This is a genomic window from Micromonospora sp. WMMA1949, assembly GCF_027460145.1.
In the GTDB taxonomy this organism is placed as follows: Bacteria; Actinomycetota; Actinomycetes; order Mycobacteriales; family Micromonosporaceae; genus Micromonospora.
In genome coordinates this window covers 431,073-443,242 of the sequence record NZ_JAPZBG010000001.1, presented here as the reverse complement: position 1 = coordinate 443,242, position 12,170 = coordinate 431,073, and the positions used below count along the sequence as shown (strand labels likewise).

General features: G+C 73.7%; 11 protein-coding genes. 8 read left to right on the top strand and 3 right to left on the bottom strand.

The features are described 5' to 3' along the window. Positions 1-124: 124 nt before the first annotated feature. Positions 125-1,183: an aldo/keto reductase gene (locus O7607_RS01850; protein WP_269700551.1), complete on the top strand. Its 1,059-nt coding sequence runs from the start codon at positions 125-127 to the stop codon at positions 1,181-1,183. Positions 1,184-1,762: 579 nt separating this feature from the next. Here the strand turns inward: O7607_RS01850 and O7607_RS01845 are convergent. Further along, positions 1,763-3,919 carry an elongation factor G-like protein EF-G2 gene (locus O7607_RS01845; protein ID WP_269700550.1) on the bottom strand — a complete coding sequence of 719 codons (2,157 nt, stop codon included), beginning with the start codon at positions 3,917-3,919 and terminating at the stop codon, positions 1,763-1,765. A 252-nt stretch (positions 3,920-4,171) separates the two neighbouring features. On the opposite strand from O7607_RS01845, the gene pgsA reads away from it, so the two are divergent. From pgsA to O7607_RS01810, 7 genes are all read left to right on the top strand, one after another. Further along, the gene (pgsA, locus tag O7607_RS01840) at positions 4,172-4,792 is read left to right on the top strand and encodes a phosphatidylinositol phosphate synthase (RefSeq protein ID WP_269700549.1); all 621 of its coding nucleotides are present in this window, start codon (positions 4,172-4,174) and stop codon (positions 4,790-4,792) included. After that, complete coding sequence (locus O7607_RS01835; RefSeq protein WP_269700548.1) at positions 4,789-5,721, top strand: phosphatidylinositol mannoside acyltransferase; 933 nt, start codon at positions 4,789-4,791, stop codon at positions 5,719-5,721. Before pgsA ends, O7607_RS01835 begins: the two co-directional genes overlap by 4 nt. A gap of 12 nt (positions 5,722-5,733) precedes the next feature. After that, positions 5,734-6,894, top strand: coding sequence for a glycosyltransferase family 4 protein (locus tag O7607_RS01830; protein ID WP_269700547.1), 1,161 nt, complete (start codon positions 5,734-5,736; stop codon positions 6,892-6,894). Positions 6,895-6,977: 83 nt separating this feature from the next. Beyond that, positions 6,978-7,481: a hypothetical protein gene (locus O7607_RS01825; protein WP_135239369.1), complete on the top strand. Its 504-nt coding sequence runs from the start codon at positions 6,978-6,980 to the stop codon at positions 7,479-7,481. A gap of 128 nt (positions 7,482-7,609) precedes the next feature. Next, the gene (gene pdxS / locus O7607_RS01820) at positions 7,610-8,521 is read left to right on the top strand and encodes a pyridoxal 5'-phosphate synthase lyase subunit PdxS (protein ID WP_269700546.1); all 912 of its coding nucleotides are present in this window, start codon (positions 7,610-7,612) and stop codon (positions 8,519-8,521) included. A gap of 7 nt (positions 8,522-8,528) precedes the next feature. Continuing rightward, a complete protein-coding gene (gene pdxT / locus O7607_RS01815; RefSeq protein WP_269700545.1) occupies positions 8,529-9,134 on the top strand; it encodes a pyridoxal 5'-phosphate synthase glutaminase subunit PdxT in 606 nt (201 codons plus the stop codon). A gap of 230 nt (positions 9,135-9,364) precedes the next feature. Further along, positions 9,365-10,114 carry a YebC/PmpR family DNA-binding transcriptional regulator gene (locus O7607_RS01810; RefSeq protein WP_043324998.1) on the top strand — a complete coding sequence of 250 codons (750 nt, stop codon included), beginning with the start codon at positions 9,365-9,367 and terminating at the stop codon, positions 10,112-10,114. A gap of 67 nt (positions 10,115-10,181) precedes the next feature. On the opposite strand, the gene O7607_RS01805 is transcribed toward O7607_RS01810, so the two are convergent. Next, on the bottom strand, positions 10,182-11,243 hold the full coding sequence (locus O7607_RS01805; RefSeq protein WP_269700544.1) for an ABC transporter permease: 1,062 nt from the start codon (positions 11,241-11,243) through the stop codon (positions 10,182-10,184). Then, on the bottom strand, positions 11,240-12,133 hold the full coding sequence (locus O7607_RS01800; protein ID WP_269700543.1) for an ABC transporter ATP-binding protein: 894 nt from the start codon (positions 12,131-12,133) through the stop codon (positions 11,240-11,242). The genes O7607_RS01805 and O7607_RS01800 overlap by 4 nt, the downstream gene beginning before the upstream one ends. Positions 12,134-12,170: the final 37 nt, after the last annotated feature.

Sequence of the window (12,170 nt, the reverse complement as noted above, 5' to 3'; positions counted from 1 at the left end):
TGACTCTCAGGTATATCGCGTTCACCGCGACTGTTCGCCGCCGGGCGTCACGCGGCGTGATCGCGTACGGACTCGTCGGCTACGAACCGGCCCGCGGGCGCGGGGAAGGTGACAGGATGCGGCGGTGGCAGTCGACACACGACAGTTGGGGCGCAGCGGCATCGAGGTGAGCGCCCTCGGGATGGGGTGCTGGGCGATCGGCGGCCCGTGGGCCGAGGGCGCGCGCCCGCTGGGCTGGGGCCGGGTCGACGACGACGAGTCGGTACGGGCCATCCGCCGCGCGCTCGACCTCGGCGTCACCCTGTTCGACACCGCCGACACGTACGGCGCCGGCCACGGCGAGCGGGTGCTCGGGCGGGCGCTCGCCGGCCGGCGCGACGAGGCGGTCATCGCCACGAAGTTCGGCTACACGTTCGACGAGCACACCCGCCAGGCCACCGGGGAGAACGCCTCGCCGTACCACCTGCGCCGGGCCGTAGTCGACTCGCTGCGCCGGCTGGGCACCGACCACATCGACCTCTACCAGCTGCACCTCGGCGACCTGCCGCTGCCCCGGGCCGAGGCGCTCGTCGGCACGCTCGACGAGCTGGTCGACGCAGGCGTGATCCGGGCGTACGGCTGGAGCACCGACCGGGCCGACCGGGCCGGCGCGTTCGCCCAGGTCGCCCGCGGTGCCGCCGCCGTGCAGCACGCGCTGTCGGTGCTCCGGGACGCCCCGGCCATGCTCGACGCCTGCGACAAGCACGACCTGGCCAGCCTGGCCCGGGGACCGCTCGGGATGGGTCTGCTCACCGGCAAGTACACGCCGGAGTCGACGCTGCCCCGCGACGACGTACGCGGACTCGGGCCGACCTGGCTGGAGTGGTTCCGCAGCGGCCGGCCCGCCCCGGAATGGCTGCGCCGGGTAGCCGCCGTCCGCGACGCGCTGACCGCCGACGGTCGTACCCTCGCGCAGGGGGCGATCGGGTGGATCTGGGCGCGCAGCGGCCGGGCCGTGCCGATTCCCGGCGCCCGTACCGTCGCGCAGGTCGAGGAGAACGCTGCCGCGCTGGCTTGGGGCCCGCTGGCGCCGGACCACTTCGCCGAGGTGGAGCGGCAGCTGGCGGCGGTACGTTCGGCCGCCCTCCGGGACGCCGACCGCCCTCACTGGCCGATGCCCCCGATCCCCGCCGTCCGCCCCTGACCGCGCTCTCCGCGCCACCCGCCCCGGTCACGCCGCCAGCCGGCCGCTCGCCCGCTCGCCGACCCGATCAAGCTCGCCGACCCGATCCCGCTCGCTGCGCCGATCACGCCCGCTGCGCCGATCACGCCCGCTGCGCCGATCACGCTCGCTGCGCCGATCACGCTCGCCGGGCCCGTCGCGTTCGCCGAGCCGATCAAGCTCGCCGACCCGATCGCATTCGCTGAGCCGATCACCCTCGCCGGGTCGGTCGCGTTCGCCGAGGCGCCCGCCCGCTGAACCGATCACTCTTGCCGGACTCGCTCCCCGCTGTACCACTCCCGCTGGGCGAGATCCGTCTCCCATCTCCCGAGACGAAGCAGATCTTGGTACGAAAGCGCCCCTATAGGGGCCACTTCCCACCAAGATCTGCAGTTCCCGACCCAACCCCGCCCCCCGTTGGCGCCGATCTTGCAGTCGCGGCCCTTCCGGTGCCGGGAATGTCCCCTTTGCGGGGCCGCAAGTGCAAGATCGCGGGGCCGAGGCGGGACGGCGGGGAGGGGGCGAGGCGGGGGAGCGGCAGGGGCGCGGGGAGGGTGGGGGTCAGCGGGTGGTGGACTCCTTGCGGGCCTGGTCGGCCAGGTGGGCCGGCATGGGCTCGTGGCGGGCGAACTCGCGCCGGAACGTGCCGGTGCCGGCCGTCATCGAGCGCAGCTCGACGGCGTACCGCAGCAACTCGGTCGCGGGCACCTCGGCGCGGACCAGAGTGCGCCCCTCGGCATCCGGGTCCGGTTCGGTGCCGAGCACCCGGCCGCGCCGCCCGGACAGGTCGCCCATCACCGCGCCGACCGACGAGTCGGGCACCCGGACGGTGATCTCGTCAACCGGCTCCAGCAGCGTCGGCTGGCCCTTCTCGGCGGCGTCACGCAGCGCCAGCGCGCCGGCGGTCTGGAACGCCGCGTCGGAGGAGTCGACGCTGTGCGCCTTCCCGTCCACGAGCGTGACCCGCAGGTCCACCACCGGGTAGCCGGCGACCAGGCCGCGTTCCATCTGCGCCCGGACGCCCTTCTCCACGGAGGGGATGTAGTTGTGCGGGACCGCGCCGCCGACCACCCGGTCGACGAACTCGAAGCCGGCGCCCCGGGGCAGCGGCTCCACCTCGATGTCGCAGACCGCGTACTGGCCGTGGCCGCCGGACTGCTTGACGTGCCGGCCGTGCCCGCGCGCGGCGGCGCCGAACGTCTCGCGCAGCGGCACCCGGACCGGCTCGGTGTCCAGCTCGACGCCGCCGCCGCGCAGCCGGTCGAGCACCACGTCGGCGTGCGCCTCGCCCATGCACCAGAGCACCAGCTGGTGGGTCTCCGCGTTGCGTTCCAGCCGCAGGGTGGGGTCACCGGCGACGAGCCGGGACAGGTTGCGGGCGAGCGCGTCCTCGTCGGCCCGGCTGCGCGCCACGATCGCCACCGGCAGCAGCGGCTCCGGCATCTCCCAGGGCGCGATCAGCAGCGGGTCGTCCTTGGCCGAGATGGTGTCGCCGGTCTCCGCGCTGCCTGACTTGGTGATCGCGCACAGGTCGCCCGCGACGCAGGCGGCCACCTCGCGCAGCGTCGCGCCCAGCGGGGTGTAGACGTGGCCGACCCGCTCGTCGGCGTCGTGGTCCGGGTGGCCACGCTCGGCCATGCCGTGGCCCGACACGTGGATCACCTGGTCGGGGCGGAGCGTGCCGGAGAAGACTCGCACCAGCGAGACCCGCCCGACGTGGCGGTCGACTGTCGTCTTGACCACCTCGGCGACGAGCGGGCCGTCCGGGTCGCAGGTCAGCGGCGGGCGGGGCGAGCCGTCCACGCCGGTCACCGCGGGCAGGTCGTGCTCCAGCGGCGACGGGAACGCCGCGACCAGGCCGTCGAGCAGCGCGTCCAGGCCGACACCGGTTTCCGCGCAGACCGGCACCACGGGGTAGAAGTGACCGCGGGCGACGGCCGTCTCCAGGTCGGTGATGAGCACCTCGGGGTCGATCTCCTCGCCGCCGAGGTAGCGGTCCATCAGGGTCTCGTCCTCGCTCTCCGCGATGATCCCCTCGATCAGCTCGTTGCGGGACTCCTGGATGGCGGGCAGGTGCTCCGGGTCCGGTTCGCGTACCTCGGCCGGCAGCCCGGCGGAGTAGTCGTACACCCGGCGGGTGATCAGGCCCATCAGGCCGGCCACCGACTCGCCGTCGTCGCCGAGCATGGGCAGGTAGAGCGGGAGCACGTTGTCGCCGAAGACGCGCTGGCACAGCGCCACCGCCTCGTCGAAGTCGGCGCGCGGGTGGTCCAGCCGGGAGACCGCCACCGCCCGGGGCATGTCGACGGCGGCGCACTCCTCCCAGAGGGCGGCGGTGGCGGCGTCCATGCCGTCGACGGCGGAGACCACGAACAGTGCCGCGTCGGCGGCGCGCAGACCGGCGCGCAGCTCGCCGACGAAGTCGCCGTACCCCGGGGTGTCCAGCAGGTTGACCTTGACGTCGCGGTGCGTCAGCGGAGCGCAGGCCAGGCTCACCGAGCGCTGCTGGCGTACGGCGGCGGGGTCGTGGTCGCAGACGGTGGTGCCGTCGGTGACGGTGCCGGCCCGGCTGATCGTGCCGCTGGCGGCCAGCAGCGCCTCGACGAGTGTCGTCTTGCCGGCGCCGGAGTGCCCGACGAGCACCACGTTGCGGACCCTGCCGGGCTCGGTCACCACCGGCGCACCGCCGGTGACACCCTTCTCGTTCTTCTGCGCCATCGCGGCGCACCTCCCTCAACCGGTGGTGGTGGCGACCGCCGCGGGCGACGGGGGAGCGGACCCGGGACGGGCGCCGCGGCGATATCTTCCGGTGACTTCCTGCTGGACGGGAACGCGGACCGGTGATCCGGTGAACTGGCTCACCTCCTGGCTCGATCTCACACCCGCGCGGGTGCCCGCACAAGGGCCGTCGGGCGGGTCGTACGCCCGGCTGTGTCCCCGGCGGTTGCGGGCCGTTATCGTGGGACCGCCATGGCGAAGATCTTCCAAGTGACGGCCCGCGCGGGCATGACCCGCGTCGTGGAGCCGATCGCCCGCGCGCTGCTGCGTGCCGGCGTGTCCCCCAACGCGGTCACCGTGACCGGCACCGTCGGCGTGCTCGTCGGCGCGCTCGGCTTCGGCGCGCGCGGCCACCTGGTCGCCGGTGCGCTGATCGTCACGGTCTTCGCTCTCACCGACCTGCTCGACGGCACGATGGCGCGGATGAGCGGCGGGTCCACCCGGTTCGGGGCTTTCCTCGACTCGAGCATGGACCGGGTCGCCGACAGCGCGGTGTTCGGCGCGGTCGCGTACTGGCTGGCCACCGAACACGACTACTCGGGCGTGGCGGCGGCGCTGATCTGCCTGGCCGCGGGCGGCCTGGTCTCCTACGTCAAGGCCCGCGCCGAAGGGCTGGGGATGACCTGCAACGTGGGCATCGCCGAGCGCACCGAGCGGCTGCTCATCGTGGGTGTCGGCGGCCTGCTCACCGGCGTCGGCGTCCGTCCGGCGCTGGAGATCGCGCTCTGGCTGCTCGCCGCCGTCTCGATCTTCACGGTGGGCCAGCGGATGGCCCACGTCTACCGGCAGGCCCAGCGGGTCGGCGCCGAGTGAACCTCACCGAGGCGGGCTTCGTCGCGGGCTGGCGCCTGGTCCGGGCGCTGCCCCGGCCCGTCGCGGTCGCGGCCTTCCGGGCGGGCGCCGACCGCGCCCACCGCAAGGACGGCGGGGGTACGCGTCGACTGCGCGCCAACCTGCGCCGGGTGGTCGGCCCGGAACTGCCCGACGCGGATCTGGACGCGCTGGTGCGCGAGGGCCTGCGCTCGTACGCCCGGTACTGGATGGAGGCGTTCCGGCTGCCGGGCCTGAGTCGCGCCGAGATCCTCGCCGGGTTCCGCCTCGACGGGCAGGAACTGCTCGCCGCCGACGTGGCGGCCGGGCGCGGTGCCGTGGTGGCGCTGCCGCACGCCGGGAACTGGGACGCGGCGGGCGCCTGGGTGGCTGCCACCGGCTGGCCGATGACCACGGTGGCCGAGCGGCTCCCGGACGGCGTGTACGAGCGGTTCGTCGGGTTCCGGGAAGGGCTGGGGATGGAGATCCTGCCCAACACCGGCGGCCCGCGTCCCGCCTTCGACGTGCTGGTGGACCGGCTGCGCGCCGGTTACGTGGTGCCCCTGCTCGCCGACCGGGACCTGTCCGCCCGGGGCGTGGAGGTCGACTTCTTCGGCGGGCGGACCCGGATGCCGGCCGGGCCGGCGATGCTGGCCATCCGCACCGGAGCCCCGCTCTACGTGGCCTCGATGTGGTACGAGCCGGACGCGGCCTGCGCCTCGATCGAGGGCCCGCTGCCGCTGCCGGACCCGGACAGCGCCCCGCTGGACGCCCGCGTCCGCGCGGTGACGCAGCGGATTGCCGACGGTCTGGCGGCGGGCATCGCCCGGCATCCGCAAGACTGGCACATGTTGCAGCGGATGTGGCTGGACCAGAGCCGGGACGGTACGCCCACGTCGGCGGCGCCGCCGGCCACCACCGGGACGGTCTAGGGGGAGGGCGCAGTGCGTATCGGCATCGTGTGCCCGTACTCGTTCGACGTGCCGGGCGGCGTGCAGAACCACGTCATGGACCTGGCCGAGGCGCTGCTCGGGCTCGGCCACGAGGTGAGCGTCCTGGCGCCCGCCGACGAGGACTCGGCGCTGCCGCCGTACGTGGTGTCGGCCGGCCGGGCGGTGCCGCTGCCGTACAACGGGTCGGTGGCCCGGATCGCGTTCGGCCCGGTCTCCACGGCCCGGGTGCGGCGCTGGATCACCCGGGGCGACTTCGACGTGCTGCACGTGCACGAGCCGCTCACGCCGAGCCTGTCGATGCTGGCGGTGCTCTGCGCCCGCGGCCCGGTGGTGGCGACGTTCCACACCGCGATGACTCGCTCCCGGGTGCTGTCGGCCGCGCAGGGCGCGCTGCAGATCGTGCTGGAACGGATCACCGCCCGGATCGCGGTCAGCGCGCTGGCCCGCAAGGTGCAGGTCGAGCACATGGACGGCGGCGCGGTGGAGATCCCCAACGGGGTGGCGGTGGCGAAGTTCGCCGGGGTGCCGCCGCTGCCGGGCTGGCCGGGGGAGTGCGCCCCGGGCGCCGGCGGCACGCTGGGGTTCCTGGGCCGGTTCACCGAGCCGCGCAAGGGCTTCCCGATCCTGCGGGACGCGTTCGTCGCGCTCGCGCCGCACCGCCCGGGACTGCGGCTGCTGGTCGCCGGGCCGGGTGACGCCGACGAGCTGTACGGGCGGTTCCCGGCCGGCCTGCGCGACCGGGTCACGTTCCTCGGCCTGGTCTCCGAGGCGGACAAGGCACGCATGCTGCGCAGCGTGCACCTCTACGTCGCACCGAACACCGGAGGGGAGTCCTTCGGGATGATCCTCACCGAGGCGCTGGCCGCCGGCACGACAGTGGTCGCCAGTGACCTGGACGCGTTCCGCCGGGTGCTCGACGGCGGACGGGCCGGCCTGCTGTTCCCGACCGGCGACGCGGCCGCGCTGGCCGGCGCGCTGTCCGGGCTGCTCGACGACGACGGACGCCGCGCCGGGCTGACCGCCTGCGGCGACCAGGTGGTGGCGAATTTCGACTGGCCCGTGGTTGCCCGCCGCGTTCTGGAGGTATACGCAGCCGCGATCGAGGCCACCGACGGCCGGGTCATGGACCAGGAGTGGGCGGGTCTGGGCTGACCGCTGTGGCCGCTGCGGCCGCTGTGACGAGCGCGTCGACCGGTGCACCGCGCCGGCCGGCCGGGATGAGGAGCAGCACTACGATGCCGGGCATGTGGTGGGTGGTGGGCGCGGTCGCGGTGCTCGGGCTGCTCTCGGCGTACCTGATCTGGACCTCCGGCCGGGTGCAGCGGCTGCAGGTCCGCGCGGACTCGGCGGCCCGCGCGCTGGACGCGCACCTGCTGCGCCGCGCGGCCGCCGCCGCGGTCCTGGCCGAGCAGCGGTACGGCGTGGAGCTGTACGCCGCCGCCCGGATCGCGCTGGACGCCGCTCCGGAGGAGCGCGAGGCGGCCGAGAACGACCTGACCCGGCAGTTGCGCGCGGTACGGCTGGACCCGGACGACGCGGCGTGCGCGGCGGTGATCGCGGCCAGCCGGCGGCTGGCGCTGGCCCGGCAGGTGCACACCGACCTGGTCCGGGACGCCCGCTCGGCGCGGGGGCGTCCGGTGGTGCGGCTGTTCCGGATGGGACGCGGGCGGGAGTGGCCCCGCTACTTCGACATCGACGACCCCACGCTGGCCTCGCACGCGGACGTGACCACCGGCTGATCGCCACCGGGCGTGACGGGGGCCACACGGCAGGCCACCGGGGGTTCGATTGGCGCTCGGCACGGCGTCGCGCCGGTCATAGCATTCCTGCGCAGTCACCTCCCCAGCACGCCGAGGAGCGATGTCCCGTGTCTGAATCCGCAGCCCCGACCACCGCCACCGCCGTCGGCACCGCCCGCGTCAAGCGCGGCATGGCCGAGATGCTCAAGGGCGGTGTGATCATGGACGTGGTCACCCCCGAGCAGGCGAAGATCGCCGAGGACGCCGGCGCTGTCGCCGTGATGGCCCTGGAGCGCGTACCGGCCGACATCCGCGCGCAGGGCGGCGTGTCCCGGATGAGCGACCCGGACATGATCGACGGCATCATCTCCGCCGTCTCGATCCCGGTGATGGCCAAGGCCCGTATCGGCCACTTCGTCGAGGCGCAGATCCTGCAGGCGCTCGGCGTCGACTACGTCGACGAGTCCGAGGTGCTGACCCCGGCCGACTACGCCAACCACATCGACAAGTGGGCGTTCACCGTCCCGTTCGTGTGCGGCGCGACGAACCTGGGCGAGGCGCTGCGCCGGATCACCGAGGGCGCCGCGATGATCCGCTCGAAGGGCGAGGCGGGCACCGGCGACGTCTCCAACGCCACCACCCACATGCGCAAGATCCGGCAGGAGATCCGCCGGCTCCAGTCGCTGCCCGACGACGAGCTGTACGTCGCGGCCAAGGAGCTGCAGGCCCCGTACGAGCTGGTCAAGGAGGTCGCCGAGCAGGGCAAGCTGCCGGTCGTGCTGTTCACCGCGGGCGGCATCGCGACCCCCGCCGACGCGGCCATGATGATGCAGCTCGGCGCCGAGGGCGTCTTCGTCGGCTCGGGCATCTTCAAGTCTGGCAACCCGGCGCAGCGGGCCGCCGCCATCGTCAAGGCCACCACGTTCCACGACGACCCGGACGTGCTCGCGAAGGTGTCCCGTGGCCTGGGCGAGGCGATGGTCGGCATCAACGTCGACGAGATCCCCCAGCCGCACCGCCTGGCCGAGCGCGGCTGGTGAGCGCGGCGTGACCGTACCCGTGATCGGCGTGCTCGCGCTTCAGGGCGACGTACGCGAGCATGTCGCGGCGTTGACCGGCGCGGGCGCCGACGCCCGGCCGGTGCGGCGGCCGGGCGAGCTGGACGCGGTCGACGGCCTGGTGGTCCCCGGCGGCGAGTCGACCACGATCAGCAAGCTGGTGGACATCTTCGAGATGCGCGAGCCGATCGACAAGCGCATCGCCGCCGGCATGCCGGTCTACGGCTCCTGCGCCGGCCTGATCATGCTCGCCACCGAGGTGCTGGACGGACGCCCCGACCAGCGCGGCTTCGCCGGCGTCGACATGACGGTGCGGCGCAACGCGTTCGGCCGTCAGGTCGACTCGTTCGAGGCGCCGGTGGCGCTCACCGGCGTCGACGGCGGTCCGTTCCACGCCGTGTTCATCCGCGCGCCCTGGGTCGAGCGCGTCGGCCCGGACGTCGAGGTGCTGGGCCGGGTGACCGACGGCCCGGCCGCGGACCGGATCGTCGCGGTGCGGCAGGGCAACCTGCTGGCCACCTCGTTCCATCCGGAGCTGACCGGCGACCTGCGGCTGCACCGCCACTTCGTGGAGCTGGTCCGGGCCGCTTCCTGAGCATCCGGTCCGTCCCTGGTTGTGCCGGTTCGGGCGGGCTGGGGCGGGCCGGTGCCGTGCGGCGCGTGACAGTGACCCGCCCGCCGCCGGTAGGATTGCCGAGATTCGGCAGGGCCATCAGCCAGCCGCGGCTCCCAGCGAAGATCACAGCACCTCGACGTGCGCCGGTGGGGGAGCGGGGCGTGTGCGGTGCGGTCGATGCAGACGGCGGGTAGCAACGGAGGTAACAGATGTCCGGCCACTCAAAGTGGGCGACGACCAAGCACAAGAAGGCGGTCATCGACGCCAAGCGCGGCAAGATGTTCGCCAAGCTGATCAAGAACGTCGAGGTGGCGGCCCGTACCGGCGGCGGCGACCCGGCCGGCAACCCGACTCTCTACGACGCCATCCAGAAGGCGAAGAAGAACTCGGTCCCGAACGACAACATCGACCGCGCGGTCAAGCGCGGCTCCGGCCTGGAGGCCGGCGGCGCCGACTGGCAGACGATCATGTACGAGGGTTACGGCCCGAACGGCGTGGCGATGCTGATCGAGTGCCTCACCGACAACCGCAACCGTGCCGCCACCGAGGTGCGTACCGCGCTGACCCGCAACGGCGGCTCGCTGGCCGACGCGGGCTCGGTGTCGTACATGTTCTCCCGCAAGGGCGTGGTGATCGTCCCCAAGGGCGGCACCACCGAGGACGACGTGATGATGGCCGTCCTCGACGCGGGCGCCGAGGAGGTCAACGACCTCGGTGAGGCGTACGAGGTGGTGTCCGAGCCGGGTGACCTGATCGCGGTCCGCACCGCCCTGCAGGACGCCGGCATCGAGTACGAGTCGGCCGAGTCCTCCCTCATCCCCAGCGTGAACGTGCCGCTGGACGAGGAGGGCGCGCGCAAGATCTTCAAGCTGATCGACGTGCTGGAGGACTGCGACGACGTGCAGAACGTCTACGCCAACTTCGACGTCTCCGACGAGGTGATGGCCGCGGTCGGCTGACCCCGGTCCGATACGCCGAGCGCCGGCCCCCCCGCTCCCGGGGTGGCCGGCGCTCGGCGTATCGCGGTCAGCCGATCGGCTCGCGCTGCCGCCACGCCGCCCGCATCGAGGTCCGGCCGTTTGTGCGCAGCAGCGAACCCTCGTAGATCCGCGCCCCGGCGAGCAGGAACCCGGCCGCCGCGAGCAGCAGCAGCGCCAGCGACACGAACGGCTCCCACGGCGCCGCGTCGCCGGTGAACAGCCGGACCGGCATCGCTGTGGGCGACGAGAACGGCACGTACGACAGGATCCGCATCGCGGTGGCGTTGTCGTTGAGGAACACCACCGCGAAGAACGGCGCCATCACCGCGAGTTGCACCGGGGTGGACGCCCCGGCGATGTCCTCCTGCCGGTTCACGAGCGCACCCGCGGCCGCCCACATCGCCGCCAGCAGCAGGAAGCCGCACAGGAAGTACGGCACGAACCAGCCGATCGCCGGCGCGATCAGGCCCAGCAGGTCACCTCCGCCGGTCAGGCGCATGCCGATCAGCGTGGCGGCCGCGATCAGGGTGATCTGTCCGAGCGCCAGCGCGCCCGCGGCGAGGATCTTGCCGGCCAGCAGCGCCCGGGCCGGCACGGCGGCGACCAGGATCTCCACGATCCGGGTCTGCTTCTCCTCGGTGACGCTCTGCGCGATCTGCATCCCGAACGTCTGGGACAGGAAGAAGAAGACGAACGCGAAGGCGAACGGCACCAGGTACGCGACGAGCGGATCCACCGCGTCCGGGTCCAGCAGCTTCACCTGCGGGGCCGCGCTGAGCGCGGAGACCACGTCGTCCGGGGCCCGCTCGTCGGCGACCACGACCGGACCGGCGACCACCGCGGCGTCCGCGTCGCCGTCGCGTACCGCCTGCTCGGCGGCGCCGTCGTCGGCGACCACCAGGACGTCCAGCCCGGCCGCGCGCAGCGGTTCGGCACCGGCGGCGGTCACCGCCACGGTGGACGGACCGCTGCTCAGCATCGCCGGCACCACCGTGGCGACGACGGCGAGCAGCAGGAAGATCAACGTGCTGTAGAGGAACGTCTTGTCGCGGACCTTGACCTTGATCTCGCGGGCCGCGACCAGCCGGGTGGCCTGGATCGTGTTCACTGGTTGACCTCTCGGAAGATCTCGGCGAGGGACGGGGTGACCGGGCCGAACGCGCGCACCGGGCCGCGCTCCAGCGCCGCGCGCAGCACCGCCTGGTCGTCGGTGGGCGGGTCCACCTCGAACACGGCGCGGGCGCCGTCGAGGTCGACCAGCCGCACGCCGGGCTGGTCCCGCAGCCAGCCGGCGTCGCCGTCGACCACGAGCGAGAACCGGGGCAGGGTGTACGCGGCGCGCAGCTCCTCGCGCGGGCCCGCGGCCCGGATGCTGCCGTCCGCGATGAGCACCAGGTCGTCGCAGAGCCGCTCCACCACGTCGAGCTGATGGCTGGAGAACAGCACCGGCGCTCCGGCGGCGGCCCGTTCCCGCAGCACAGTCACCACCATGTCGACGGCGAGCGGGTCGAGCCCGGAGAACGGCTCGTCCAGGATCAGCACCTCCGGGTCGTGCACCAGCGCCGCGGCGATCTGCGCGCGCTGCTGGTTGCCCAGCGACAGCGTCTCCAGCAGGTCGTCGGCCCGCTCGCCGAGACCGACCCGCTCCAGCAGCGCGTCGGTGCGCCGCCGCGCCCCGGCAGCGTCCAGCCCGTACAGGCGGCCGAGGTGGACCACCTGCTCGCGGGGGGTCATCTTCGGGTAGAGGCCGCGCTCCTCGGGCATGTAGCCGAACCGGGCCCGGGCCTCGCGGCCGAGCGGCTGCCCGCGCCACGTCACCTGCCCGGCGTCCGGGGCGAGCACGCCGAGGATGATCCGCATGGTGGTGGTCTTGCCGGCGCCGTTGCCGCCGACGAATCCGGTCATGCGCCCGGCGGTCACGTCGAAGGAGACGTCTTTGAGCACTTGACGGCCGCCGAAGCTGCGGTCGACGCCGTCGAGGCGGAGCACGCTGGTCATGACCCCGACGCTACGGCCGGTCCCCGCTCCCGTCGTC